This window comes from Pseudomonas sp. Yb2C2, from assembly GCF_052112325.1.
GTDB classification, from domain to species: Bacteria; Pseudomonadota; Gammaproteobacteria; order Pseudomonadales; family Pseudomonadaceae; genus Aquipseudomonas; species Aquipseudomonas marginalis.
The window spans coordinates 1-23,975 of the sequence record NZ_JAVAJK010000041.1 but is presented as its reverse complement, the minus strand read 5'-3'; the positions used below and the strand labels follow the sequence as shown (position 1 = coordinate 23,975).

Annotated in this window: 28 protein-coding genes and 1 pseudogene; 17 read left to right on the top strand and 12 right to left on the bottom strand. The window is 61.0% G+C overall.

The features are described from left to right. Positions 1-78: 78 nt before the first annotated feature. On the bottom strand, positions 79-339 hold the full coding sequence (locus Q8X51_RS31160; protein ID WP_027608312.1) for an accessory factor UbiK family protein: 261 nt from the start codon (positions 337-339) through the stop codon (positions 79-81). Between the two features lie 422 nt (positions 340-761). On the opposite strand from Q8X51_RS31160, the gene glnK reads away from it, so the two are divergent. The 4 genes from glnK (at position 762) to sutA (ending at position 3,525) form a co-directional block, all read left to right on the top strand. Then, entirely contained in the window at positions 762-1,100 is a 339-nt protein-coding gene (gene glnK, locus Q8X51_RS31155; protein WP_002555808.1) for a P-II family nitrogen regulator, read from the top strand. Between the two features lie 34 nt (positions 1,101-1,134). Next, positions 1,135-2,472: an ammonium transporter gene (locus tag Q8X51_RS31150; RefSeq protein WP_027608313.1), complete on the top strand. Its 1,338-nt coding sequence runs from the start codon at positions 1,135-1,137 to the stop codon at positions 2,470-2,472. 199 nt (positions 2,473-2,671) lie between these two features. Beyond that, a complete protein-coding gene (locus Q8X51_RS31145; protein WP_065926688.1) occupies positions 2,672-3,097 on the top strand; it encodes a secondary thiamine-phosphate synthase enzyme YjbQ in 426 nt (141 codons plus the stop codon). Positions 3,098-3,198: 101 nt separating this feature from the next. After that, a complete protein-coding gene (gene sutA, locus Q8X51_RS31140; RefSeq protein ID WP_027608315.1) occupies positions 3,199-3,525 on the top strand; it encodes a transcriptional regulator SutA in 327 nt (108 codons plus the stop codon). A gap of 195 nt (positions 3,526-3,720) precedes the next feature. On the opposite strand, the gene Q8X51_RS31135 is transcribed toward sutA, so the two are convergent. Genes Q8X51_RS31135 through lptM form a run of 6 tightly spaced genes read right to left on the bottom strand, consistent with a single transcriptional unit; the run spans position 3,721 to position 8,309 of the window. After that, positions 3,721-4,416, bottom strand: coding sequence for an HAD family hydrolase (locus tag Q8X51_RS31135; RefSeq protein ID WP_065948744.1), 696 nt, complete (start codon positions 4,414-4,416; stop codon positions 3,721-3,723). Then, positions 4,413-5,312 (bottom strand): tyrosine recombinase XerC, encoded by a 900-nt coding sequence (gene xerC, locus Q8X51_RS31130; RefSeq protein WP_065926686.1) that lies wholly within the window; start codon positions 5,310-5,312, stop codon positions 4,413-4,415. The genes Q8X51_RS31135 and xerC overlap by 4 nt, the downstream gene beginning before the upstream one ends. Before the next feature lie 2 nt (positions 5,313-5,314). After that, the gene (locus tag Q8X51_RS31125; protein ID WP_407693708.1) at positions 5,315-6,034 is read right to left on the bottom strand and encodes a DUF484 family protein; all 720 of its coding nucleotides are present in this window, start codon (positions 6,032-6,034) and stop codon (positions 5,315-5,317) included. A 13-nt stretch (positions 6,035-6,047) separates the two neighbouring features. Further along, on the bottom strand, positions 6,048-6,878 hold the full coding sequence (dapF, locus tag Q8X51_RS31120) for a diaminopimelate epimerase (RefSeq protein ID WP_065926685.1): 831 nt from the start codon (positions 6,876-6,878) through the stop codon (positions 6,048-6,050). Positions 6,879-6,881: 3 nt separating this feature from the next. Further along, positions 6,882-8,129, bottom strand: a complete 1,248-nt coding sequence (gene lysA / locus Q8X51_RS31115) for a diaminopimelate decarboxylase (RefSeq protein WP_065926684.1) — start codon at positions 8,127-8,129, stop codon at positions 6,882-6,884. A gap of 9 nt (positions 8,130-8,138) precedes the next feature. Then, complete coding sequence (lptM, locus tag Q8X51_RS31110; RefSeq protein WP_010207449.1) at positions 8,139-8,309, bottom strand: LPS translocon maturation chaperone LptM; 171 nt, start codon at positions 8,307-8,309, stop codon at positions 8,139-8,141. Between the two features lie 238 nt (positions 8,310-8,547). On the opposite strand from lptM, the gene cyaY reads away from it, so the two are divergent. The 3 genes from cyaY (at position 8,548) to rnk (ending at position 9,643) form a co-directional block, all read left to right on the top strand. After that, on the top strand, positions 8,548-8,880 hold the full coding sequence (gene cyaY / locus Q8X51_RS31105; protein WP_065926683.1) for an iron donor protein CyaY: 333 nt from the start codon (positions 8,548-8,550) through the stop codon (positions 8,878-8,880). 2 nt (positions 8,881-8,882) lie between these two features. Further along, positions 8,883-9,101 carry a DUF1289 domain-containing protein gene (locus Q8X51_RS31100; protein WP_027608322.1) on the top strand — a complete coding sequence of 73 codons (219 nt, stop codon included), beginning with the start codon at positions 8,883-8,885 and terminating at the stop codon, positions 9,099-9,101. A 131-nt stretch (positions 9,102-9,232) separates the two neighbouring features. Then, the gene (rnk, locus tag Q8X51_RS31095; RefSeq protein ID WP_053127715.1) at positions 9,233-9,643 is read left to right on the top strand and encodes a nucleoside diphosphate kinase regulator; all 411 of its coding nucleotides are present in this window, start codon (positions 9,233-9,235) and stop codon (positions 9,641-9,643) included. Here rnk and Q8X51_RS31090 read toward each other — a convergent pair. From Q8X51_RS31090 to Q8X51_RS31080, 3 genes are all read right to left on the bottom strand, one after another. Then, a complete protein-coding gene (locus Q8X51_RS31090) occupies positions 9,640-12,480 on the bottom strand; it encodes a class I adenylate cyclase (protein WP_065948747.1) in 2,841 nt (946 codons plus the stop codon). The two genes, rnk and Q8X51_RS31090, sit on opposite strands and share 4 nt — an antisense overlap. 167 nt (positions 12,481-12,647) lie before the next feature. After that, a complete protein-coding gene (locus Q8X51_RS31085; protein WP_027608325.1) occupies positions 12,648-12,902 on the bottom strand; it encodes a TIGR02647 family protein in 255 nt (84 codons plus the stop codon). A 95-nt stretch (positions 12,903-12,997) separates the two neighbouring features. Beyond that, entirely contained in the window at positions 12,998-13,282 is a 285-nt protein-coding gene (locus Q8X51_RS31080; RefSeq protein ID WP_065926681.1) for a hypothetical protein, read from the bottom strand. Positions 13,283-13,407: 125 nt separating this feature from the next. On the opposite strand from Q8X51_RS31080, the gene Q8X51_RS31075 reads away from it, so the two are divergent. After that, positions 13,408-14,067 (top strand): glutathione S-transferase family protein, encoded by a 660-nt coding sequence (locus tag Q8X51_RS31075; protein ID WP_323146126.1) that lies wholly within the window; start codon positions 13,408-13,410, stop codon positions 14,065-14,067. A 36-nt stretch (positions 14,068-14,103) separates the two neighbouring features. On the opposite strand, the gene argH is transcribed toward Q8X51_RS31075, so the two are convergent. Beyond that, on the bottom strand, positions 14,104-15,498 hold the full coding sequence (gene argH, locus Q8X51_RS31070; protein ID WP_065926679.1) for an argininosuccinate lyase: 1,395 nt from the start codon (positions 15,496-15,498) through the stop codon (positions 14,104-14,106). 389 nt (positions 15,499-15,887) lie between these two features. Between argH and Q8X51_RS31065 the strand changes: the two are divergent. The 8 genes and pseudogenes from Q8X51_RS31065 to rsd form a co-directional block, all read left to right on the top strand. Continuing rightward, positions 15,888-16,004 (top strand): annotated as a pseudogene (locus Q8X51_RS31065) (sensor histidine kinase); the annotation flags it as partial. Then, positions 16,001-16,747, top strand: coding sequence for a LytR/AlgR family response regulator transcription factor (locus tag Q8X51_RS31060; protein WP_065926678.1), 747 nt, complete (start codon positions 16,001-16,003; stop codon positions 16,745-16,747). The pseudogene Q8X51_RS31065 and the gene Q8X51_RS31060, both read left to right, overlap by 4 nt. Before the next feature lie 137 nt (positions 16,748-16,884). After that, entirely contained in the window at positions 16,885-17,826 is a 942-nt protein-coding gene (gene hemC, locus Q8X51_RS31055) for a hydroxymethylbilane synthase (protein ID WP_065926677.1), read from the top strand. Beyond that, positions 17,823-18,581, top strand: a complete 759-nt coding sequence (locus Q8X51_RS31050; RefSeq protein WP_407693707.1) for a uroporphyrinogen-III synthase — start codon at positions 17,823-17,825, stop codon at positions 18,579-18,581. Before hemC ends, Q8X51_RS31050 begins: the two co-directional genes overlap by 4 nt. Positions 18,582-18,599: 18 nt before the next feature. Next, positions 18,600-19,724: a uroporphyrinogen-III C-methyltransferase gene (locus tag Q8X51_RS31045; protein WP_065948751.1), complete on the top strand. Its 1,125-nt coding sequence runs from the start codon at positions 18,600-18,602 to the stop codon at positions 19,722-19,724. A gap of 5 nt (positions 19,725-19,729) precedes the next feature. Continuing rightward, positions 19,730-20,971, top strand: coding sequence for a heme biosynthesis protein HemY (locus Q8X51_RS31040; protein WP_065926674.1), 1,242 nt, complete (start codon positions 19,730-19,732; stop codon positions 20,969-20,971). Between the two features lie 236 nt (positions 20,972-21,207). Next, on the top strand, positions 21,208-21,729 hold the full coding sequence (locus Q8X51_RS31035) for a disulfide bond formation protein B (protein ID WP_065926673.1): 522 nt from the start codon (positions 21,208-21,210) through the stop codon (positions 21,727-21,729). Between the two features lie 209 nt (positions 21,730-21,938). Next, positions 21,939-22,397 carry a sigma D regulator gene (gene rsd, locus Q8X51_RS31030; protein ID WP_323146124.1) on the top strand — a complete coding sequence of 153 codons (459 nt, stop codon included), beginning with the start codon at positions 21,939-21,941 and terminating at the stop codon, positions 22,395-22,397. Positions 22,398-22,449: 52 nt separating this feature from the next. On the opposite strand, the gene Q8X51_RS31025 is transcribed toward rsd, so the two are convergent. Further along, positions 22,450-23,127, bottom strand: coding sequence for an FKBP-type peptidyl-prolyl cis-trans isomerase (locus Q8X51_RS31025; RefSeq protein WP_323146123.1), 678 nt, complete (start codon positions 23,125-23,127; stop codon positions 22,450-22,452). A 192-nt stretch (positions 23,128-23,319) separates the two neighbouring features. On the opposite strand from Q8X51_RS31025, the gene Q8X51_RS31020 reads away from it, so the two are divergent. Beyond that, positions 23,320-23,975: AlgP family protein (locus Q8X51_RS31020; RefSeq protein WP_407695000.1), on the top strand; the 656-nt coding region annotated here is incomplete at its 3' end.

Below are 23,975 nucleotides of genomic sequence, written 5' to 3'. Positions count from 1 at the left end.
GGGGGGGGGGGGCAGTCAGCATTGATACCGGCTGATACACCGCCATCGGGAGCAAGCCCCCTCCCACACTGATCGCATTTATTCGGCTGGAGGGGTCAACCGCGCTTCCAGTTCTGCGACTTTCGCTTCCAGGCTCTCCAGCCGCGCACGGGTGCGGGCGAGCACCACCATCTGGCTATCAAACTCTTCCCGGCTCACCAGGTCGAGCTTGCTGAAACCGCTTTGCAGCAAGGCCTTGAACTGGCTTTCGATTTCATTGCGGGGCAGCGGGGTGTCGCCGCTGAACAGGCGAGAGGCGTGGCCGCTCAGGGCGTCGAGGAGGTCTTTGGGCGCGAGCATGGGAAATATTCCGGAAAACTGTTGGCGGGCAGTGTATCACGCAGCGTCTATAGTCTTTTTCACGGCCTGGGTCGCACGCTTTTCGCGCATCAGGCTGGGCGGCTATGCACCGTTTTCGTGCGCATTGCAGGCGCCGGATGGCCCCGTTGGTGGGCCTAGGTGAGCAAAGGACTGATTTCAGTGATTTTTACGGAGCTGGCAAGGTTTCTGCTTAGACGATCATGACCCATGCACTGATGCAGTCGCTGTGACGAATGCAGTGCGCCGACGGATCAGGGGTACAGGTTTCGTCACCAGTGGTTCGCTGGCGTCGCAATGGCAACTGCCCTTGCGACGATGCGTTACAAAGCCAGGCACTGCGCTTAGACTTGAGACGGGTTTGTTTTCCTGGGGCAAGTCCACCAATTCGGGAGAGAGTTTTCATGAAGCTAGTCACTGCCATCATCAAGCCGTTCAAGTTGGACGATGTACGCGAGTCGTTGTCCGAGATCGGCGTGCAGGGCATTACCGTTACTGAGGTCAAGGGCTTCGGTCGGCAGAAGGGTCACACCGAGCTGTATCGCGGCGCGGAATATGTAGTGGATTTCCTGCCGAAGGTGAAGATTGATGTCGCCATTGACGACAAGGATCTTGACCGGGTTATCGAGGCGATAACCAAGGCCGCCAACACCGGCAAGATCGGTGACGGCAAGATCTTCGTGGTCAATCTGGAACAGGCTATTCGCATCCGTACCGGCGAAACCGATACCGACGCAATCTAAGCCGCCAAACCCCAACGCCCCAGGAGAAAACAATATGACTCTGCGTAAATTCGCAGGGCTCGGAGCCCTGTTGTCCATCGTAATGCCAAGCCTGGCCATGGCGGCAGACGAAGTGGCTGCTCCAGTCCTCAACTCCGGTGACACCGCCTGGATGCTCACATCCACCGCGCTGGTGCTGTTCATGACCATTCCAGGCCTGGCGCTGTTCTACGGCGGCATGGTGCGCTCCAAAAATATTCTGTCGGTGATGATGCAGTGCTTCGCCATCACCGGCCTGATCAGCATCCTGTGGGTTGTCTACGGCTACAGCATCGCGTTCGATACCACCGGTATGGAACAGGGTGTGGTCAACTTCAACTCCTTCTTCGGCGGCATGGGCAAGGCGTTCCTGGCGGGTGTGACCCCGGCCAGCATCACCGGGCCGGCTGCGCTGTTCCCGGAAGCCGTGTTCATCACCTTCCAGATGACCTTCGCCATCATCACCCCGGCGCTGATCGTCGGTGCGTTCGCCGAACGCATGAAGTTCTCCGCCATGCTGATCTTCATGGCTATCTGGTTCACTCTGGTCTATGCGCCAATCGCCCACATGGTGTGGAGCGGCAACGGTGGCCTGCTGTGGGACTGGGGCGTGCTGGACTTCGCCGGCGGCACCGTGGTGCACATCAATGCCGGTGTCGCTGGCCTGGTGGCGTGCATCGTGCTCGGCAAGCGTAAAGGCTTCCCGACCACTCCAATGGCGCCTCACAACCTGGGTTACACCCTGGTGGGTGCGGCCATGCTGTGGGTCGGCTGGTTCGGCTTCAACGCCGGCTCTGCGGCTGCGGCCAACGGCACCGCCGGCATGGCGATGCTGGTGACTCAGATTGCTACCGCTGCTGCAGCCCTGGGCTGGATGTTCGCCGAGTGGATTACTCACGGTAAGCCAAGCGCACTGGGCATCGCCTCGGGTGTAGTGGCTGGCCTGGTCGCCGTTACACCGGCCGCCGGCACTGTTGGTCCGATGGGCGCCCTGGTGATCGGCCTGGTGGCCGGTGTGATCTGCTTTTTCTGCGCCACCAGCCTCAAGCGCAAGCTGGGCTACGACGACTCCCTGGACGCATTCGGCGTGCACGGTATCGGCGGTATCGTTGGTGCGATCCTCACCGGTGTGTTTGCAGCCCCTGCATTGGGCGGCTTCGGCACCGTGACTGACATCGCAGCTCAAGTCTGGATCCAGTGCAAAGGTGTCGGCTTCACCGTGATCTATACCGCCATCGTCACCTTCATCATCCTCAAGGTGCTGGACGCGGTCATGGGCCTGCGGGTTACCGAAGAGGAAGAGGCTGTCGGCCTCGACCTGGCGCAACACAACGAACGCGGCTACAACCTGTAAGTACGCGAAAAAAAGATGCCCGGCTTGCCGGGCATTTTTTTGCCTGGCGTTTGTCAGTCATAACAAGCTGTGCCGGTTTTTGCGCAGAGTTTGTCATGCACTTTCCAGCGTGCGAATGTCTTACAGGCACGTAGGCGTATTCGGCACTTTGTTTTTTCCCAGAGCGCGCTAGAATGCGCGCCGATGGGCGGAGAACTGTATGTGGCAACAGACCCTGATTACCCTGCGGGCCAAGCCCCGGGGCTTTCACCTGGTGACTGACGAGTTGCTTGCCGGCTTGCCTGAGCTGAAGGCCTGCCGCGTGGGCCTGTTGCACCTGTGGCTGCAGCACACCTCGGCCTCGTTGACGGTCAACGAGAATGCCGATCCGGCGGTTCGTCGTGACTTCGAGCGTTTTTTCAACTCGCTGGTGCCGCAAGGTTACGCCGGGTTCGAACACAACGACGAAGGTCCGGATGATCTGCCGGCGCACTTCAAGGCCAGTCTCCTGGGCTGCCAGCTGAGTTTGCCGGTCAAGGCCGGCCGCTTGGCGATGGGGACCTGGCAAGGTGTTTATCTGGGCGAGCACCGTGATCATGGCGGTGCTCGTAAAGTCCTCGCCACCTTGCACGGTGATGGGGCATAAGCCACTGGTTATCCGGTGGATGTGATTTTTTTCCGGCAACCTCGACAGAGGGCGAAGCTGGGCTATAACTAATCTGCTTTTCGCAAGTCATGAGGTAGAACATGAGCGACGATGATCTGGAAAACGACGAACTCGAAGTAGGTGACGAAGACGACACCGAAGAAGGTCTTGAAGCGGCGGCGGAAGACGTTGCTGAGGACGACGGTGGTGATGACGCTCCTGTTCCAGCTGCCAAGGGCAAAGCCAAGGCTGCTGTTTCGGTAGATGAATTGCCGAGCGTTGAGGCCAAGAACAAAGAGCGCGATGCCCTGGCCCGTGCGATGGAAGAGTTTCTTGCCAAAGGCGGCAAAGTGGTCGAAGTCGAGCCCAATGTGGTTGCTGACCCGCCCAAGAAGCCGGATAACAAGTACGGCAGCCGACCTATCTAAGGTCAGCCACCTGCTTGTAAGAAAAAGCCCGCCGTCGCTGCGGGTTTTTTCATGCCTGTAATAACCGGCTACAGGTTACCCCCAATCAAGTGTGGGAGGGGGCTTGCTCCCGATTACAGTAGGTCAGTCAATACATCTGGAGACTGATACACCGCTATCGGGAGCAAGCCCCCTCCCACATTTTTCTCACCCGTGTTACTGCCAGCTGCGAAGTAACTCCGGCAACTCCGTCAGGCTGCGAATCTGTGCATCCGGGAGTTTATCCCCTTCCCACAACTTGCCCGACGGGTTGAACCACACTGCCCGCAGCCCCGCCTGCTGAGCCCCGGCAATGTCGTCCCCGGGGTGGTCGCCAACATGCACCGCCGCACTGGCATCTACTCCGCCGCGCTGCAGCGCTTCCTGGAACAGCCGCGCATCCGGCTTGGCGATGCCAATATCTTCAGCGCGTAGCGCAAAGTGAAAGTAGTCCGCCAGGCCAACACGCTGCACATCGGCATTGCCATTGGTGATCACACCCAGCAGAAAGTGCTGGCGCAGCGCTTGCAGCATCGGCTCGGCCTCAGGGAAAGGCGTGAGCTGATGGCGGGCGTGAATGAACGCTTCGAAACACACATCGGCCATTTCCGTGGCCTCAGGCTGTGGATAACCGGCCTCTTCAAACGCATGTATCAACACCCGATGGCGCAGGATACTGATGCGGTGTTTGAGTTCGGGATGCCGTTGCAGCACCTGTTGGCGCAGGCTGGCGAAATGCTCCAGGGGCAGGTCGCCCACCTTGGCGGCATGGGTGGCCAGCCATTCGCGCATCGACGCTTCGGCGCTGATGATGACGGGTACGTTGTCCCAGAGCGTGTCGTCCAGGTCGAAGGTGATCAGCTTGATGTTCATGAGTCGCCGTCCTTGATGCGTTTGGCCCGTGGATGGGCGCTGTCGTAGACCGTTGCCAGGTGCTGGAAGTCCAGATGGGTATAGATCTGCGTGGTCTTGATGTCGGAATGGCCAAGCAGTTCCTGCACGGCGCGCAGGTCCTGGGACGATTCCAGCATATGGCTGGCAAAGGAGTGCCGCAGCATATGTGGATGCAGGTTCTGCCCCAGCTCGCGCTCGCCGGCAGCCTTGACCCGTACCTGGATGGCGCGCGGCCCCAGGCGCCGCCCTTGCTGGCTGATAAACACCGCGTCGTCCACCGGGTTGGCCAGGGCGCGCAGCGGCAGCCACAGTTGCAGGGCTTCGCGGGCTTTCCTGCCTACCGGCAGCACCCGAGTCTTGCTGCCTTTGCCGAGCACTTGCACCAGGCCGTCGGCCAGGTCCAGTTGATCGAGGTTCAGGCCCGTCAGCTCCGATAGGCGCAGGCCTGAAGAGTAGAACAGTTCGAGGATCGCCTGGTCGCGATGGGCGAGGAAATCATCCTCCACGGCGCCATCGAGCAATTGCAGGGCACGGTCGGTGTCCAGGGTCTTGGGCAGGCGTCGTTCGCCTTTCGGCGGGGACAGGCCGCTGGCCGGGTCGTGGTCGCAGAGGCCTTCGCGATTGAGGTAGTGATACAGGCCACGCACCGCCGACAGCAGGCGCGACAGACTGCGCGAGGACTGGCCCGCCTGGTGCAGCCGTGCGATCAGGCTGCGCAGGCCCTGGATATCCAGGGTCTTCCAGCTGGTGACCTGCTGTTTTTCGCAATACGCCAGGACCTTGTTCAAGTCCCGTCGGTAAGCCTCCAGGGTATGGGGTGACACCTGGCGCTCGTTACGCAGGTGAGCGCAGTAAGCGTCCAGTTGCCGTTCCATGGCTAGCGCACCGCGCGCAGGGCGGTGGTGTGGCGCGGAAGGACGCGGCCCAGTACTTCGGCGATATAGGTGAGGAACAAAGTGCCCACCGAGCTCTTGTAGTGCGCGGGATCGCGGCTGGCGATGGCCAGGACGCCGTGCAGGCCTTGATGGCTGAGAGCGACGACGGCGGTAGAGCCGATCTGCTTGCGTTGTTCGGCGCCGAACAGGAAGTCCAGCTCGTGCTCGCGCAGCGTGCCGCTGATGGTCTTGCCTTCGGAAAGCAGGCCGCCGATCGCGGTTTGCGCGTCGCCGCCACTGACCCAGCGACCCACCGGCATCGGGTTGTCGCTGAACAGGATCAGGCTGACAAACGGCACCTGGAAGTCCTGGCGCAGGCTGTCTTCCACGGCAATCACCGTTTCTTCCAGGCTGCCGGCGTCCATCAGGGTAAGAATCAGGCGGCGGGTTTTCTCGAACAGACGGTCGTTGTCGCGGGCGACATCCATCAGGTGCGAGAGCTTGTGGCGCATTTCGATATTGCGCTCGCGCAGCATCTTCATCTGTCGCTCCACCAACGACACGGTGTCGCCGCGCTGGTGGGGGATGCGCAGGGCCGGGAGCAGTTCTTCGTGTTCGACGAAGAAGTCCGGATTAGCCTCAAGGTACGCCGCGACGGCAGCGGCCTCCAGACTTTCGCTCGGGGTAGTTGCTTGTGCGGGTACTTGAGGCTTATCGGTCATTGGCTTGGCTCACTCATAGACGGACCTGTCCTTCGTATACGCGCGAGGCCGGCCCGGTCATCATCACCGGGTGGCCAGGGCCTGCCCACTCGATGGACAGGCGTCCACCGGGCAGGTCGATCAACAGGGGCGAATCCATCCACCCCTGGCTGATCGCGGCCACGGCAGCGGCGCAAGCACCGGTACCGCAGGCCTGGGTTTCGCCGGCGCCGCGTTCCCACACGCGCAATTGCGCGCGGGAACGGTCGATCACCTGCAGGAAACCCACATTGACCCGCGCCGGAAAGCGCGGGTGGTGTTCGATCTTCGGCCCCAGTTCATGCACGGGGGCAGTGTTGATGTCGTTGACCCGTAGCACCGCATGGGGGTTGCCCATGGACACGGCAGCGATGTCGACGGTCTGGCCGTCAACGTCCAGCGGGTAGCTGGCGGCCTGCTCGGTCGCCTGGAACGGAATATCCGCCGGCACCAGGCGCGGCGCGCCCATGTTGACGCTGATCTGGCCGTCGCTGCGGATATCCAGCTCGATCACGCCGCTCTTGGTCTCGACGCGAATCTGCCGCTTGGCGGTCAGGCGCTTGTCCAGCACAAAGCGTGCAAAGCAGCGCGCACCGTTGCCGCACTGTTCCACTTCGGAGCCGTCGGAGTTGAAGATCCGATAACGGAAATCCACCTCCGGGTTGCTTGGCGCCTCGACGATCAGCAATTGGTCGAAGCCAATCCCGGTATGCCGGTCGCCCCACTGTTTAGCGTGCTTGGGCAGGATGTGCGCGTGCTGGCTGACCAGGTCGAGGACCATGAAATCATTGCCCAGCCCGTGCATCTTGGTAAAACGCAGCAGCATGGCTTACTCCGGCAGCAGGCTTTCGCCAGCATACAACTCGGCTACCGTCTCGCGGCGACGCACTTCCAACGCTTGATCACCGTCCACCAACACCTCGGCGGTACGTCCGCGGGTGTTGTAGTTGGAACTCATGACAAACCCGTAGGCACCGGCCGAATGCACGGCCAGCAGGTCGCCTTCTTCCAGGGCCAGTTGACGATCCTTGGCCAGGAAGTCGCCGGTCTCGCAGATCGGGCCGACGATGTCATAGGCGCGTGCTTCGCTGTTGCGAGGCGTCACCGCGGTGACATTCATCCAGGCCTGGTACAGCGCCGGGCGGATCAGGTCGTTCATCGCCGCATCGACGATGGCGAAGTCCTTGTGCTCGGTGTGCTTGAGGTACTCGACCTGGGTCAGCAGCACGCCGGCATTGGCGACGATATAGCGGCCCGGCTCGAACATCAGCGTCAGGTCGCGGCCTTCGATGCGCTCGCGCACGGCCTGGATATAGTCGGCGATCGCCGGTGGCTCTTCATCGCGATAACGCACGCCCACGCCACCACCGAGGTCGATGTGGTGCAGGTAGATGCCGCATTCGCCCAGGCGGTCGATCAATGCCAGCAGGCGGTCGAGGGCATCCAGGAACGGCGGCAGTGTGGTCAGTTGCGAGCCGATATGGCAGTCGACACCCAGCACTTCCAGGTTCGGCAGCTGGGCGGCACGGATGTACACGTCTTCGGCGTCGGCAATGGCGATGCCGAACTTGTTCTCTTTGAGACCGGTGGAAATGTACGGGTGGGTGCCGGCATCGACGTCCGGGTTGACGCGCAGTGAGATCGGCGCACGAACACCCATCTCGGCGGCGACGACTTGCAGGCGTTCCAGCTCGTCGGTGGACTCTACGTTGAAGCAATGTACGCCGACTTCCAGGGCTCGGCGCATGTCTTCGCGGCTCTTGCCTACGCCGGAGAACACGATCTTGTCAGCCTGGCCGCCGGCGGCCAGGACCCGTTCCAGCTCGCCACGGGAGACGATGTCGAAACCGGCGCCCAGACGCGCCAGGACATTCAGTACACCCAGGTTGGAGTTGGCCTTGACTGCGTAGCACACCAGGTGCGGTACGCCATCGAGCGGGTCGGTGAACGAGCGGTATTGGGCTTCGATATGCGCACGGGAGTACACGTAGGTCGGGGTACCAAAGCGCTGGGCAATCGCGGACAACGCCACGCCTTCCGCGAACAGCTCGCCGTCCCGGTAGTTAAAAGCGTCCATGGAGCTCCCTTATTCGTAGGTGTCGTGCTTATGCGCTTTGGAGGGCTTTTGCGACGATTGCGCCTGTTCATTCGGGTCTTTGCTGTCATCGGGCAGGTACAGCGGGCCTTTTTGACCACAGGCACTAACGAGGCAAGCGACCGCGACGAGCGCAGCAAGGGAAGAGATCAGGCGCTTCATGGCGAAATCCTTGAATATGCATTAATTGCGCCCGAGTATACCGACCACCCGCCAGCTTGCCTATGCGCTGAAATACCCGTCCGGCGGGGGTTTGCCGAGATGGTCGGGAAGCGGACTACGCTGGTTGAGGATATTTCACGCCGTCAATCGTGTTGAAATCGGTATCCTTTGCAATCGGCGGGGCTCGCCCGTATCGTGCGGCGCTTGAGCAAAACCAGACACTTTCGAGGTTGCCACAATGAGTTTGACCGAAGCCCGTTTTCACGACCTGGTGGATGCCACCCAAGAGAAGCTGGAAGATATTTTCGACGACAGCGACCTGGATGTGGATCTGGAAAACTCGGCCGGTGTGCTGACCGTCAAGTTCGAGAGTGGCCAGCAACTGATCTTCAGCCGCCAGGAGCCGCTGCGTCAGCTGTGGCTGGCGGCGCGCTCCGGTGGCGTCCACTTCGACTACGACGAAGAAAGCGGCAAATGGCAGTGTGACAAGAGTGAAGAGTTGCTGGGCGAGATGCTCGCGCGCCTGGTCCACGAATATACCGGCGCCGAGCTGGATTTCGACGAGATCTGACCGTGACCCAGCCTGCGCCTGTACGCCCGCCCAAGCCGCTGTTCAGTAATGTCAGCCCGGCGGTGCCGTCACCTTGTATCAGTTTGTGTCGCCTGGACGAGCAAAAAGTCTGCCTCGGCTGCTTCCGCCATGTGGAAGACATCCGTGAATGGCGCTCCGCCGATGATCAGCGGCGCCGAGTGATCGTGGCCCAGGCCGAGCAACGCAAGGCCGCGCCTTGAGCCCGTCTTGTTTATTTACGGTGCTGTGGTAGTGTCCGGATACGCCTCAACTCATCGAGGCCCGTGAGAACCCCGCCTTTTCCTGGCGGGGTTTTGCTTTTTTGTGCAGAAAAAAGGAGTCTGCCTGAATCATGACCGCACCTTCCATCATCCTCACCCGTCTTGATGTGCAGCGTCTTGAGCAATTGATCGACCGTATGGACGAGACGCAGCCGGGCGTTATTGCACTGCAAGCCGAACTCGACCGCGCCGAAGAAGTGGTTGGCCACGATGAAGTGCCTGCAACGGTCGTGACCATGAACTCCAGTGTGCATTGCCGTGAGCAAGGCAGCGGCAAGGACTACCACCTGACCCTGGTCTACCCGAAAGATGCGAATGCCGATGAAGGCAAGATTTCGGTCCTGGCCCCGGTGGGCAGTGCCTTGCTTGGCCTGCAGGTAGGGCAGCACATCGATTGGCCGGCACCGGGCGGCAAGACCCTCAAGCTTGAGCTGCTCAGTGTTGATGGTCAGCCCAAGGATGGCGGCGCCTTCCCTCTCTAGACCTGGCTCAGCGCCTCATTCAGCGCGAGCTCCAGCTCGGCCTTGTAGCGCAGGTACAAATTGCTTGGGCTTTGCACATCACCGAGCAGCCCCGACAGGTCGAGGTCGGTGATGTAGCAGCGGTAGCGCTCGGTTTCCCGGCGTTGCCCGACGATTTCCTGGGCGACCACTGCAAACAGTTGGTCGCCAAACTCCAGCTCGGAAAACTCCCGCTGATTGCAGTACAGGGTTATGCCCACCTGGCCCGGCGCCGCCTTGCCGATAATCGCCTGCACGTCATAAAACGGTTTGTTCGCGGGGTTCTGCGGGGCTGGCCGCGGCTCCACCCCACGCGCGCGCGTGCTGCCTGACGGCAGCAGTTGGTAGTACAAGATTTGCACCTCACCCAACGGTTGTTGCGTGTCCAGGGGCGACAGTGCTTCCCGGCGATAGATGATCGACTGCAAAAAGCGCTGCAACGGCGCCAACAGGCTCTGCTCATCATGAAACGGCAAGCGTTGCTGCCAGAGCGCGTTGAATTCATCCAGCACATACAGCTCGGCGAAGCCTTCGTTGACCCGGTAGAACACCTGCACGCAATCGGCCATGCCCATGGGCAGCAACAGCGCCAGGTCGTGGTCTTCCAGGGCCATGGCATCCAGGTGCAGCGGGCTGTAGCTGGCCAATTCTTCGCTGAGGTAGGCGACCAGCGCATCCTGGGTCGCCAGTGATACGTGGGAGGCCTGGCCGGGCATCAACTCCATCACGTGATAGTGCTGCTGTACCTGGAGCAAGTAGCGGTGATTGCCCTGACCCAGCAGCAGGTTCTGTGCGGTGTCGAAGATTTCTTCCACTCGCTGGGCAATGAACTGCGCGCGGTTGTGACAGAAGCAGCGCACCCGCAGCCGAGGCAGATGATCCGACGGCAGTTGATTGAGGTAGTCGCGCAGGCAATCGAGCAGGGCGTGGGGGCCGTCGTAGCGGCTGACCATCACCTCGTTCCAGCTGTTGAGCGTGACCTGATCGAGGGTCAGTACCAGGTTGTCTCGCACACCGGCATAGCTCAGGGAGTCGGTGCGCTCGGTGGTCATCAGGATATTCAGGTCGCGATGATGCTTGAGCGGGTCGACGCCGACGTTGATCAGCAGCAACACTTCCTCGGGCACCGCCGAGCGCAGCAGGCGCGCTTCATCAACGCTGGCCAGGGGCAGGGCGATAGCCTGCTGCAGGCTGCCCAGCAGGTTGAACAGCTCGAATTCGGTCATGTCGCTGGTGCCGGGGTGCAGCGCCAGGCGCGTGCTGCTGTCGATGACGCCGTTGCGGTGGCACCAGGTGAGCATTTCCAACAGGTCGCGGCTGCGCTTGATCGGCGCGAAGTGCTCCCATTCCAGGGCCGTGAGATTACCGTTGTACAGGCCCCAGTGGTGCTGGCCGGGCTCCTTGCGGTTGGGCGATTGCACCAGGGTCAGGGTGTCTTCGGCCAGGTCCGGGGCGATGCCGGGGTTGATGAATTCAACCTTGCCGGCCTTGCGTTCAAAGGCGGCATACAGGCGCCGTCCCAGCACATTGAGGTCGCGCTTGTTGATCAGGCTGACGGTCTGTTCGGTACGAGCGAACTGGGTCAGGAAGCGATAGCTGTAGTTCAGCTCGCTGACCAGGGCACGGCGCTCGGAGGCCACCTGGCGTACTTTCCACTGGCTGCGGCTGTCCAGCAGCGCCAGTTGGCGTTGGTCCCAGCCCCACTCGTGGGCCAGGCGCTCCAGCAACAGCCGCTGCCAACTGGTGCTGCGCTGACCGGCGCTGAGCTTGCGGTTGACCTTCAGGTACAGGGCGCGACGCACCAGCTCCAGGCGCTCCGGCTCGTTGCGTGCCTTGAGATATTCCTCGATACGGCGGTACACCACGATGTACGGGTCCAGCTCATCCAGGTCCATCTGGTTGGCGAACACCGCGCGCTTGAAGCGCAGGCTCAGGCAGTGCACGTTCGGGTGCTCGCTGGCGTAGACCTCGGTCAATAGCAGCTTGAGCACCGACTTGTAGGGCGACTCGATGCCCTTGAACAGTTGCCACAGCCCGGCACCGATGAATTCACCGGGAGGGATACGCGCCAAGTGGCCGAGGTCGAGGGTTTCATCGGCGCGGATGAAGCGCTTGGAGATCAGTGTGTGGGTGAATTCCGCATAGCGGGTCTCTTCATACACCGGCACCAGCCACCAGATCGGCGTACGCCCGGCCAGCCAGATGGCTGTGCGGTAAAACTCGTCCAGCAACAGGTAATGCTGGGTCGTGCCGCAGTCGTCGGAGCTGAGTTGGGTGTCGCGCTCGCCGAGTACAAAGCGCGTCGGCTCAATCAGGAAGAAGTGCGCTTCTGCGCCCATGCCCAGGGCCCAGGCTTCCAGCAGTTGGCATTTTTTACGCAGCTCCGCGAGCTCGTTTTCGCCCAGGTCGGGTGCGTGGCACACCCACACATCCATGTCGCTCTGGTCGGCCTGGGCGAGGGTGCCGAGGCTGCCCATCAGGAACAGACCGTGGATCGGTTTGGGTTGATTGACCGGACGCGGCTTGTAAGAGAACGAGCGGGTCAGGCGCTGGGCTTCCGTGAGTGCCTGGGCGTCGGGCTCGAAGTTCGACAGCCCGGCCGGCGTGCTGCCTGAGACATACCCCGGCAACAGTGGGTGATTGACGTGAAAAAACAGCGGCAGTAGGGTCAGCACGCTTTGCTGGCGCGGCGTCAGCCCTTCGACGGCACGAGCCATGCGACCTTCATTGAGGGCCATGAAGCGCGCACGCAATTGGGCCAGCACCTTGCGGTCGATGCCTTCGTCCAGGTCAGGGCGGATTTCATGGGTGCGGGTCATGTCGAACTCGGTGGCTCGCAGGGCCCGACGCGGGCGGCCATGCAGGAGTTTACAGCCAGTCGCGTAGGAGGTTTAGAGGGAAATGGTTTTTGACGTCAAAAACCGGGCCGTTGCACAGCAGTGCCCTCGGAGTCCGCAAGAGCCGGACTCCATGGGCGGTATACGGATCAGGCGGCTTCTTTGGTGTTGGCGGTGCTCAGGATGGTCAGCAGGGTTTGGGCCTGCTCTGCAGCGTCCCGGCCAAGGCTGGTCAGGTAGCCTCCGTCCGGTTGATCGATAAGTCCTTTCGCATGGAGGCGCTTGGCAGCGGCGATGGCAGAGGGAGCGGCGGTCTGATGGACTTTCAGACCTTCCTTGGTGCTGTCCAAGGGGAAGAGTACAAGGATTTCCAGTTCGGCAACCAACTCAGGGGTATACGACATAAGGACTCCAGACTTTCTAAAATTTATTAGAGGCTAGCAGGCCATAAGGTGAACGCACTTTGCCGAACTGTCCAGCGTGTTGCGGTGTGCCGGGATTATTCCTTTTCGGGCGGCAGCTCAGGCAGTGCCCGCAGCGCTGTTTCATACCATTCGGTATTGAATGCGCGGTCATCATCCAGCATCGCGTCGATCTCGAAAGCCAGCACATGGGCCATGAGATTCAGGATCTCTTCACGTTCATAGCCCACCAGGGTCAGTTTATTGAAAGTGGCCTTGGCAGCGGGCGGATTGTCGCTTTCGATCTGGTTTTCGATCGCTTCGATCAAGGTGTTTTCGGTGAACTCTTCTTCGTCGCTGTCGATATCGGTCGGCTCGCTCATGGCAGGCTCCTCAAGGAAAGGGCGCCAGTCTACCCCCATTCAGGCAGGTGATGCTGCTGGTCAGGCGGGGCCCTGGGATCTATAACTCCTGCAGCCAACCCCGCACACGGCCTGGAGGCTTTGCGATGCTCAAGCTTTACGGATTCTCGGTCAGCAACTACTACAACATGGTGAAACTGGCACTGCTGGAGAAAGGCCTGGCTTTTGAGGAGGTGCCCTTTTATGCCGGGCAAACCCCTGAAGCCCTGGCGGTCAGCCCGCGTGGCAAGGTGCCGGTGCTGGGCGTGAAGCAGGGGTTTATCAACGAAACCAGTGTGATCCTCGAATACATCGAGCACTCCCAGGAAGGCCCGTCGCTGTTGCCGGCCGACCCGTTCCAGCGTGCCCAAGTGCTGGCGTTGTGCAGGGAAATCGAGCTGTACATCGAATTGCCCGCCCGCGCGTGTTTTGCCGAGGCGTTTTTCGGTATGCCGGTGCCGGAGGCGATCAAGGCGAAATCCAGGGCTGAGTTGCTGCTGGGGATCGGCTCTTTAGGCCGTCACGGCAAGTTCGCGCCTTTTGTGGCGGGGGAGGGCTTTACGATTGCGGATCTGTATTTCATGTACAGCGTGAACCTCGCCTGTGCGGTGGGCGAGAAGCTGTTTGGCCTGGACCTGTTGGCTGAATTGCCGGCGGCCAGAGCGTTGCTGGAGCGACTGCATGCCATGCCTAATGCGCAGAAGGTGGCGGCGGACAGGGAGGCCGCGATGCCGGCGTTCATGGCGATGGTTGCGGCCAAAAAATGATCAAATGTGGGAGGGGGTTGCCCCCTCCCACCTTTTTCAGCGGCTGGCGAGCAGGGCCTGGCCGCGAGCGACTGCAGCCTTCACCTGTGCCGGCGCGGTACCGCCCACGTGGTTACGGGCATTCACCGAGCCTTCCAGGGTCAACACGGCAAACACGTCCTGTTCGATCTGGTCACTGAACTGGCGCAGCTCTTCCAGGCTCATTTCCGCCAGGTCCTTGCCGGTGTCGACGCCGTATTTCACCGCATGGCCAACGATCTCGTGACAGTCGCGGAACGGCAGGCCACGGCGTACCAGGTAGTCCGCCAGGTCAGTCGCCGTGGAGAAACCGCGCAGGGCCGCTTCACGCATGATCGCGTGCTTGGGCTTGATCGCCGGGATCATGTCGGCAAACGCGCGCAGCGAGTCGCGCAGGGTGTCGGCGGCATCGAACAGCGGTTCCTTGTCTTCCTGGTTGTCCTTGTTGTAGGCCAGGGGCTGGCCTTTCATCAGGGTCAGCAGGCCCATCAGTGCGCCGAATACACGGCCGCTCTTGCCCCGCACCAGCTCGGGCACGTCGGGGTTTTTCTTTTGCGGCATGATCGAGCTGCCGGTGCAGAAGCGATCCGGCAGGTCGATGAACTGGAATTGCGCACTGGTCCACAGCACCAGCTCTTCGGAGAAACGCGACAGGTGCATCATCGCGATGCTGGCGGCGGCGCAGAATTCGATGGCGAAGTCGCGGTCGGACACGCCGTCCAGGGAATTGCCGCCGACGGCGTCGAAACCCAGCAGTTGTGCGGTGTACTCACGGTCGATCGGGTAGGTGGTGCCGGCCAGGGCTGCGCTGCCGAGCGGCATGCGGTTGGCGCGCTTGCGGCAATCCACCAGGCGCTCGTAGTCGCGGCTGAGCATCTCGAACCAGGCCAGCAGGTGGTGGCCGAAGGTCACGGGTTGTGCGGTTTGCAGGTGGGTGAAGCCAGGCATGATGGTGTCCGCCTCACGCTCGGCCTGCTCCAGCAAGCCTTTCTGCAAGCGGGTGATTTCGGCCAGGATCAGGTCGATTTCATCGCGCAGCCACAGGCGGATGTCGGTGGCCACCTGGTCATTACGGCTACGACCGGTGTGCAGTTTCTTGCCGGTCACACCGATACGGTCGGTGAGACGGGCCTCGATGTTCATGTGCACGTCTTCCAGGTCGACACGCCAGTCGAACGTACCGGCTTCGATCTCACCACGGATGGTGGTCAGGCCATCGATGATGCTGTCGCGCTCTGCGTCGGTCAGCACGCCGACCTTGGCCAGCATCGTCGCGTGGGCTATGGAGCCCATGATGTCGTGGCGGTACAGGCGCTGGTCAAAGGTGACGGAGGCGGTGAAGCGGGCGACGAAGGCGTCGACGGGTTCACTGAAGCGGCCGCCCCAGGACTGGTTGGTCTTGTCGGTGCTCATGGGTTCGCTCGTGGTCTGCTTATTAAGAGGCATGAAAGTGTGCCGGCGATAATAACAGGGTTGCCCTTGGAGGCGGTGCCGCGGGTCGTCGGCATTTTTATTTGTGCAAAGGATGGCTAAGTGCCTTGCCGCCGACCGCGTCCGGGACGAGACTGGAGACAGGTGCTTATTGATACGATATTTGACGATTGAGCAATATCGTCTCGGCGAGCGTCTACAGTTGGACTGATAGTGTGTGAATGCACCAAAGTCGGGTAATGCGGTCAGAGCCTGACTATCCATTTAAAAGGGGGGTATTCGGATTGTGTATCAGCAAACCCTACGACGATGCCCGAAGGCAGCAGGTCTTGGGCGCTATTGAACAGGTCCGGGTAAATATGGGTGCCGCTGTCAGGGCACTTTTTGCCGCTCGCGCTAGTCTTAGCGTGGATCGCTGTGACGCAAGTCACCGCACCTGTCTACGCTATCCTTGTGCGAGACTCACGCAGGAATCCAGCGCTATATGAATGTCCTGATCGTTGATGACGAACCCCAAGCCCGCGAGCGACTGAGCCGTTTGGTCAGTGAACTCGAGGGTTATACAGTCCTTGAACCGAGTGCCACCAGCGGCGAGGAGGCGTTGACGTTGATCGACAGCCTCAAGCCGGACGTGGTGTTGCTCGATATCCGCATGCCGGGCCTCGATGGCCTGCAAGTTGCTGCCCGCCTGAGTGAGCGCGAATCGCCACCTGCCGTGGTGTTGTGTGCCGCGCAAGAAGAGTTTGCCGCGCAGACACTGGAAGCCAGTGGTGTCAGCTTCGTAGTCAAGCCAGTGACTGCCGAGGCCTTGCTCAGGGCCCTGAAGAAAGCCGAACGTCCCAATCGCGCCCAACTCGCTGCCCTGACCCAGCCAGCCGCCCAAAGCGGCAACGGGCCGCGCAGCCATATCAGCGCCCGCACACGCAAAGGCATCGAGTTGATCCCCTTGGACCAGGTGGTCTACTTCATTGCCGATCACAAGTACGTGACCCTGCGGCATGAGGCTGGCGAAGTGTTGCTCGATGAGCCGCTCAAGGCCCTTGAGGATGAGTTCGGTGACCGCTTCGTGCGAATCCACCGGAACGCGCTGGTGGCCCGTGAGCGAATCGAGCGCCTGCAGCGCACGCCCCTCGGGCACTTTCAGTTATTCCTCAAAGGGCTTAACGGGGATGCGTTGATCGTCAGCCGGCGCCATGTCGCCGGCGTGCGCAAGATGATGCAGCAGCTTTAGCCCGAGGGTTTTGGCAAGCCTGCATTCATTATCCCGGTGCGACGTGGCCAGGGAGGCCCCGCACTTGCTGATTCAAATCAAAGCGTATTTGCCTGAGCTGTTATTATCTGCCGTATCTATTCAGTACGGATTGATCCATGTCCTCTCGCGAAATCCGCATCGCCACCCGTAAAAGCGCCCTGGCCTTGTGGCAGGCCGAATACGTCAAAGCACGCCTTGAGCAGGCCCATCCCGGCCTCAAGGTGACCCTGGTGCCCATGGTCAGTCGCGGCGACAAGCTGCTCGACTCGCCGCTGTCGAAGATCGGCGGCAAGGGCCTGTTCGTCAAGGAACTGGAAACCGCGCTGCTGGAAAACGAAGCCGACATCGCTGTGCACTCAATGAAAGACGTGCCCATGGACTTCCCAGAAGGCCTGGGCCTGTTTTGCATCTGTGAGCGTGAAGACCCGCGTGACGCCTTCGTTTCCAATACCTTTGCGTCTTTGGATGACCTGCCCCTGGGCAGCATTGTCGGTACCTCCAGCCTGCGTCGCCAGGCACAGCTGTTGACCCGTCGTCCGGACCTGCAGATTCGCTTCCTGCGCGGCAACGTCAACACCCGCCTGGCCAAGCTCGATGCCGGTGAGTATGACGCGATCATCCTCGCCGCCGCCGGCCTGATCCGTTTGGGCTTCGAAGACCGCATCACCTCGGCCATCAGCGTCGAAGACAGCCTGCCTGCTGGCGGGCAAGGCGCCGTGGGCATCGAATGCCGCACTGCCGACCGTGAAATCCACGCGTTGCTCAACCCCCTGGATCACTACGAGACCGAAGTGCGTGTCACGGCCGAACGCGCCCTGAACAAGCACCTCAACGGTGGCTGCCAGGTGCCGATCGCCTGCTACGCCGTGCTCGAAGGTGAAAACCTGTGGCTGCGTGGCCTGGTTGGGGATCCGGATGGGGGCACTCTGCTGACTGCTGAAATCCGTGGTCCGCAGCGTGACGCCATCGCCCTGGGTGTCCAGGTGGCTGAAGAGCTGCTGGACAAGGGCGCTGGCGCCATTCTGCAAAAAGTCTACGGCGAGGCCGGCCCGCAGTGACCGGTTGGCGCGTGCTGCTGACACGGCCTGCCGAGGAGTCGGCGGCCCTGGCGGCGGCGTTGTCCGAAGCCGGTATCTTCAGCAGCAGCTTGCCTTTGCTGGACATCGAACCGTTACCCGTTACCCCCGAACAACAGGCCGTCTTCGGTGATCTTGGCCGCTACTGTGCAGTGATCGTGGTGAGCAAACCGGCCGCGCGGCTTGCCGTGCAGCAGTTGGATCAAGCCTGGCCGCAACTGCCGTGGTTCAGCGTCGGTGCGGCCACCGCGCAGGTCCTGGCTGATCACGGCCTTCCCGTTCACTATCCCCAAACCGGCGACGACAGCGAGGCCTTGCTTCAATTGCCTGCGTTGCGCGAGGCTATCGCACGGCCCGGTGCGCGGGTGTTGATCCTGCGCGGCGAGGGGGGGCGGGAGCTGCTGGCTGAGCGTTTGCGCGAGCAAGGTGCTAGTGTCGACTACTTGGAGTTGTATCGTCGTTTCCTTCCGGCCTACGACACCGGTGTACTGACCCGGCACATCCAGTTGGAACGCTTGAACGGCCTGGTGGTCAGCAGTGGGCAGGGTTTTTTGCACCTGCAGGTCCTGGCCGGATCCGATTGGCCACAGGTGGCGCAGCTGCCGTTGTTCGTGCCCAGCCCGCGAGTCGCCGAGATGGCGCGGGCCGCTGGCGCAGAAAAAGTTGTGGATTGTCGCGGCGCGAGTGCCGCGGCTTTGTTAGTGGCGTTACGGAGTCATGCCGTTCCCACTCTCTGATACGCAAAGGACGGATACGTGAGCGAAACAGCCTTGCCTAAAGATGAAACCCAACCCGCACTTGATGCGCCGGTTGAGTCACCGGTCACCGCGCCGCGCCGCGGCAATGGCCTGGCAGTTGTCGCCCTGCTGCTTGGCGCTGCGGGTGTTGCCGCCGGCGGTTGGGGTCTCTGGCAGGTTCGTGCCCTGCAAGCCAGCAGCCAGCACCAACTGGGTCAAGTGCAGACCCTGGATGACCAATCCCAGGCCCTCAAGCAAAGCCAGCAACAACTGGCTGCACGCCTGGCGCAACTGCCGGGTGCGGATGAGCTTGAGGAGCGCCGTCGGCTGGTGGCCCAGTTGCAGGGTGACCAGCAGCGCTTGAGCCAGCGCCTGGAAACCGTGCTGGGTGCCAGCCGCAAGGATTGGCGCCTGGCTGAGGCCGAGCACCTGATTCGCCTGGCGAGTTTGCGCTTGTCTGCCTTGCAAGACATCAACAGCGCCCAGGCCCTCGTCCAGGGCGCCGACGAGATTCTTCGCGAGCAAAGCGATCCGGGCTCCTACGCTGCCCGCGAGCAGCTGGCCAAGAGCCTTGCCGCGTTGCGCAGTACTGAGCAGCCGGATCGCACCGGGCTGTATCTGCAATTGGCGGCCTTGCGTGACCAGGTCGTGCAACTGGCGGCCATTGCCCCTGAGTATCAACTGACCGAGCCCGCATCCCAGGGGCGTCCGAGCACCGATACGGACAGCCGTTGGAGCCAGTGGTGGGAGCAGATTTCCCGTTACTTCCGCATCGACTTCAACCCCGACGACAACATTCGTCCACTGCTCGCCGGTCAAGGCCTGAACCAGGTACGCCTGGCCCTCAGCCTGGCCCTGGAGCAAGCACAATGGGCGGCGCTCAATGGTGAATCGGCGGTGTACAGCCGCTCCCTGGGTGAGGCTCGCAGCGTGTTGCAGGACAACTTCAACCAGGACAACCCGCAGAGCAAGGCGATGCTGGCGCGTATCGCCGAGCTTGAGCCCAAGGCTGTCTCGGTGGTGACCCCGGACCTGGCGGCGAGCCTGGCTGCGGTGCAGGCGTACCTCGAACGTCGTCATCTGTCTGCTGACGAAGCCAAGGCGGCATCCACGCCGGCGGCCACGTCGGCGAAGCAGGAGTAGAGCCGATGAAGCGTTTCTATGTGATCCTGGTGCTGGCGATTGCAATCGCCCTGGCACTGGCCGTGGGCATTTCGAAACACACCGGCTACGTGCTGATTACCTATCCTCATGTGCTGCACTACGAGTCGAGCCTATGGGCTACCGTGGTGGCGGTGTTTGTCTTCGCCCTGGCTATCTACTTGATCCGCGTATTGCTGAGCCTGGTCACCACCTCGGGTGGCGTGGTCAACCCGTGGTCACGACGTAACCGCAGTCGCCGCGTGCAGATCGCCATTGAACAGGGCCAGATGGACCTCGCCGAAGGCCGTTGGGCCAGTGCCGAACGTCACCTGCACCGTGCCGCCGAAGCCGAGCGCCAGCCATTGCTGTACTACCTGGGCGCGGCCCGGGCGGCGAATGAGCAGGGCCGTTATGAAGAGTCGGACGGTTTGCTCGAGCGCGCCCTGGAGCGTCAGCCCCAGGCCGAGCTGGCGGTTGCCTTGAGCCATGCGCAGTTGCAATTGGACCGTGGCGATACTGACGGCGCGCTCACCACCTTGCAGGCCATGCACGAGCGTCATCCCCACAACGGCCAAGTGCTGCGCCAATTGCAGCGTCTGCACCAGCAGCGTGGCGACTGGTCGTCGGTAATCCGCCTGTTGCCGGAGCTGCGCAAGGATAAGGTACTGCCCGCCGGCGAATTGGCCGAATTGGAGCGGCGTGCCTGGGGGGAGAACCTGAGCCTGGCGGCCCAGCGCGAAGAGCAGGGCGAAGCCGGCCTGCAGTCTCTTGAGCGGGCCTGGCAACAGCTCACTTCCGCCCAGCGCCAGGAGCCGCAACTGGTCCTGGCCTATGCCGAGCAACTGCGTCAATTGGGCGCCGATGCCAAGGCGGAGGAGGCGTTGCGCGGTGCCATCAAGCGCGGCTACGACAGCCACCTGATTCGTCTCTACGGCCTGCTGCGCGGCAGTGATCCTGCCCGGCAATTGAAGTTTGCCGAGGGCTGGCTAAAGGACCACCCGGGCGATGCCAGCCTGTTGTTGACATTGGGTCGTCTGTGCCTGCAAAACAGCCTGTGGGGCAAGGCGCGTGATTACCTGGAAAGCAGCCTGCAGGTGCAACGTAATCCCGAGGCCTGTGCCGAACTGGCGCGGCTGTTGGCGCAGTTGGGCGACACCGAGCGCAGCAACCAGTTGTTCCAGGAAGGCCTGGGCTTATTGGATAACCGCTTGCTGGCGTCTCCGCTGCCAGTTCCTGCCCGAGTTTGATGCAGGAAGAAGTCTAGGGTTGGCTCAGATATTTCTGATGACCAGCCCTTCAATGCTGCGCATATGCCGGCCCTGAGGGGCTTTGAAGCAAACTCCTACGTTCATGCGCTTCAAGTCTTCCATTCTCTGACGGGATGTCCCTACGTTCTCACGGAATCGTCTGCTCTGGCGCGTATTGAAAGGGGTCAGGCCTTTCCTCTAACGTAACGACCTATCTCTCGCGATGCGGATAAAGCATGTCTTTGGCCCCTTCACGCTCCTTGTTTTTCCTTGCGTTCATGGCGGGTGCGCTGACGTTGGGTGCGTCCTTCTATCTTGAGTTCGGTGCCTCGTTACGCCCTTGTTTCCTGTGCCAGATGCAACGGGCCTTTCTGGCTGCCTTCACGCTGATCAATCTGGTCGCCGCTATCCACAACCCCAGGCGTTCCACTTTTTACTTGTACGGGTTTACGAGCATGGTCTGTGCGTTGCTGGGTGCCATCACCGCCGTACGCCAGGTGCTGCTGCAAAATGCCGCAGCGGATCAGGCCGCCGATTGCTGGCCCAGTCTCAGTCACATGCTCGAGAACCTGTCGCTGTGGCAGGCGTTGCAATTGACGGTCGAAGGCACGGTCGATTGTATGGAAATAAGCTGGACGCTATTTGACCTGAGCCTTCCCGAGTGGAGCCTGTTGTTCTTCCTGGGCATGTTGATCCTCGGTGTCATGCAATTTTCCCGACTGTTCTTGAGCCGTCCGTTGCGCTCAGCGGGCCACTGATCGGAGGCCGCAGTTTGTAGGACGGGATTAAACACTTGTATGAACTTTCTCTCCTGCGTACCTTGAAGCCATAGTCATGGGGGCATAATCTGGCCCGCACGCGTTATTGAAACCGTTTGTCAGACGCGGCCTTGTCCCGCTGCTGTTTTATCCTTGAAGTGTTGCGCGGGCATCAGGCGGCAGCGCCCCTATAGGGAAGAGAGATCATCATGCTGGAAAGTTGTCAGAATGCTCAGGAACGCTGGGGTGGGGTGCACAAGCTGATCGACAGCTGGTTGAAGGCACGTCACGAACTGGTTCGGGCCTTTGATGCTCTTGGCGCCAAGCCTGAGGCACTGGCTGAGAATCGCAAGCCGTTGCAGGAGTTCTGTGAAGTGTTGGTGGACTATGTGTCTGCTGGCCATTTCGGTGTCTACGAGCAACTGACCAAGGAGGCGCAAGCCTTTGATGATCAGCGTGGTCTTGACTTGGCCGAGACTATTTATCCGCGCATCGATGTCATTACCGAGAAGCTGCTGGCGTTCACCGACCTGTGTGATGCCGGCCAGTGCGTTGCTGAGAAATTCAAGGAGTTGGGTGGCCTGCTCCATGAGCGTTTCGAACTGGAAGATTGCCTGATCGAAGTGCTCCACAACGCCCATAAGGAAGAAGCTGTCCCCCAGGCCTGACCTTTGCGGGCGAGATAAGAACGGTGCGCATGGCGCACCGTTTTTTATTGGCTCAATGACGGGTGCCGAGTAATTCGATCTCGAATACCAGTGGCGTATACGGCGGGATCAGCTCGCCGGCACCGTCACCTCCATAAGCTTGGGCCGACGGGATCACGAGGCGCCATTTGGCCCCGACCGGCATCTGCTGCAACGCGCTGCTCCAACCGCTGATCACACTGTCCAGGCGAAACCACTGGGGTTGTGTGCTCTGATCGAAGACCGTGCCATCGGGCAATCGTCCAACGTAGTTCACCTGGACCTGATCATTCGCGCCAGGCTTGTTACCCGTGCCGGGTGTCAGTTCCGTGAGCAGGATGCCATCGGCCAACTCGCGCACCCCTTTCACGGCTTTTTCCTTGGTTAAAAACTGCTGCTCGGCGGCGAGCGCCTTTTCACTTTTAGGCGCTTGGGCGTCGGCTTCGGCCTGCGCTTCGTGCTCGGCAAGAATCTGTTCGATGCGCGTGTTATCCAACGCCAGCGGCTTGCCTTGATAGGCTTGCTTGAGGCCGTCGATCAAGGCCTGGATCTGCAGGTCCGGGACTTCCTGGCGCAGGCGCTCACCGAGGCTGGCGCCCAGGCTGTAGGCGAGGTCGTGCTGGTCTTGGGGCGTGGTTTTTGACGGTGATTGCTCGCTCGCATTGGCCGTGGAAATCGCCAGGCCCAGCACAAGGAAAAGGTAACGCGACATGGGCATTCTCCTGCCGAAAGTGCGACGGATTATGCCAGTGCGAGTGCGTAAAAAGTGCCGCGTGTTTTCGTTATATCGATAAGAATTTTCGCACGTTGCAACGCAACGCAAACGATACTGTCAACATGCCCTAGCGGCGGTAAGAGCAGAGGGCTAGTATGAGCCGCACCCACGTCAGCCAGGAGGTAAACCATGTCGGCCAAACAGAAGCCTGTAAATACCCCGTTGCATTTACTCCAACAATTGTCGGGCAGCTTGCTCGAACATCTGGAAAGCGCATGTTCCCAAGCGTTGGCCGATGCAGAAAAACTGCTCGCCAAGCTGGAAAAACAACGCGGTAAAGCGCAAGAAAAGCTGCACAAATCCCGCACCAAACTGCAAGACGCCGCCACTGCCGGCAAGGCCAAGGCACAAGCCAAAGCCAAAGACGCGGTAAAAGAACTCGAAGACCTGCTGGATGCTCTCAAGGATCGTCAAGCTGAAACCCGCACCTACATTTCCCAACTCAAAAAAGATGCTCAAGAAAGCCTGAAACTGGCCCAGGGTGTTGGTCGTGTGAAGGAAGCCGTAGCTAAAGTGCTGGGTGCCCGTGCTCCGGCTAAAGCGCCAGCCAAGCCAGCGGCTAAAACCGCTGTTGCAAAACCAGCCGTGAAGCCAGCGACCAAAACTGCTGCTGCAAAGCCAGCCGCGAAGCCAGTTGCTAAAACCGCTGCTGCGAAATCAGCCGCGAAGCCAGTTGCTAAAACCGCTGCTGCGAAACCAGCCGCGAAGCCAGTTGCTAAAACCGCTGCTGCGAAACCAGCCGCGAAGCCAGTTGCTAAAACCGCTGCTGCGAAACCAGCCGCGAA

Excerpts from the sequence above, each read along its gene's own strand:
- Q8X51_RS31085 (WP_027608325.1), bottom strand. The coding sequence starts at position 12,902 with ATGTCGTATACCCCTGAGTTGGTTGCCGAACTGGAAATCCTTGTACTC.
- Q8X51_RS31025 (WP_323146123.1), bottom strand. The coding sequence starts at position 23,127 with ATGTCGCGTTACCTTTTCCTTGTGCTGGGCCTGGCGATTTCCACGGCC.
- rsd (WP_323146124.1), top strand. The coding sequence starts at position 21,939 with ATGCTGGAAAGTTGTCAGAATGCTCAGGAACGCTGGGGTGGGGTGCAC.
- lptM (WP_010207449.1), bottom strand. The coding sequence starts at position 8,309 with ATGAAGCGCCTGATCTCTTCCCTTGCTGCGCTCGTCGCGGTCGCTTGC.
- Q8X51_RS31080 (WP_065926681.1), bottom strand. The coding sequence starts at position 13,282 with ATGAGCGAGCCGACCGATATCGACAGCGACGAAGAAGAGTTCACCGAA.
- Q8X51_RS31075 (WP_323146126.1), top strand. The coding sequence starts at position 13,408 with ATGCTCAAGCTTTACGGATTCTCGGTCAGCAACTACTACAACATGGTG.
- Q8X51_RS31150 (WP_027608313.1), top strand. The coding sequence starts at position 1,135 with ATGACTCTGCGTAAATTCGCAGGGCTCGGAGCCCTGTTGTCCATCGTA.
- dapF (WP_065926685.1), bottom strand. The coding sequence starts at position 6,878 with ATGCTGCTGCGTTTTACCAAGATGCACGGGCTGGGCAATGATTTCATG.
- Q8X51_RS31125 (WP_407693708.1), bottom strand. The coding sequence starts at position 6,034 with ATGACCGATAAGCCTCAAGTACCCGCACAAGCAACTACCCCGAGCGAA.
- Q8X51_RS31160 (WP_027608312.1), bottom strand. The coding sequence starts at position 339 with ATGCTCGCGCCCAAAGACCTCCTCGACGCCCTGAGCGGCCACGCCTCT.
- Q8X51_RS31040 (WP_065926674.1), top strand. The coding sequence starts at position 19,730 with ATGAAGCGTTTCTATGTGATCCTGGTGCTGGCGATTGCAATCGCCCTG.
- rnk (WP_053127715.1), top strand. The coding sequence starts at position 9,233 with ATGACCGCACCTTCCATCATCCTCACCCGTCTTGATGTGCAGCGTCTT.
- Q8X51_RS31060 (WP_065926678.1), top strand. The coding sequence starts at position 16,001 with ATGAATGTCCTGATCGTTGATGACGAACCCCAAGCCCGCGAGCGACTG.
- Q8X51_RS31145 (WP_065926688.1), top strand. The coding sequence starts at position 2,672 with ATGTGGCAACAGACCCTGATTACCCTGCGGGCCAAGCCCCGGGGCTTT.
- argH (WP_065926679.1), bottom strand. The coding sequence starts at position 15,498 with ATGAGCACCGACAAGACCAACCAGTCCTGGGGCGGCCGCTTCAGTGAA.
- glnK (WP_002555808.1), top strand. The coding sequence starts at position 762 with ATGAAGCTAGTCACTGCCATCATCAAGCCGTTCAAGTTGGACGATGTA.
- Q8X51_RS31035 (WP_065926673.1), top strand. The coding sequence starts at position 21,208 with ATGTCTTTGGCCCCTTCACGCTCCTTGTTTTTCCTTGCGTTCATGGCG.
- Q8X51_RS31090 (WP_065948747.1), bottom strand. The coding sequence starts at position 12,480 with ATGACCCGCACCCATGAAATCCGCCCTGACCTGGACGAAGGCATCGAC.
- hemC (WP_065926677.1), top strand. The coding sequence starts at position 16,885 with ATGTCCTCTCGCGAAATCCGCATCGCCACCCGTAAAAGCGCCCTGGCC.
- cyaY (WP_065926683.1), top strand. The coding sequence starts at position 8,548 with ATGAGTTTGACCGAAGCCCGTTTTCACGACCTGGTGGATGCCACCCAA.
- Q8X51_RS31135 (WP_065948744.1), bottom strand. The coding sequence starts at position 4,416 with ATGAACATCAAGCTGATCACCTTCGACCTGGACGACACGCTCTGGGAC.
- xerC (WP_065926686.1), bottom strand. The coding sequence starts at position 5,312 with ATGGAACGGCAACTGGACGCTTACTGCGCTCACCTGCGTAACGAGCGC.
- lysA (WP_065926684.1), bottom strand. The coding sequence starts at position 8,129 with ATGGACGCTTTTAACTACCGGGACGGCGAGCTGTTCGCGGAAGGCGTG.
- sutA (WP_027608315.1), top strand. The coding sequence starts at position 3,199 with ATGAGCGACGATGATCTGGAAAACGACGAACTCGAAGTAGGTGACGAA.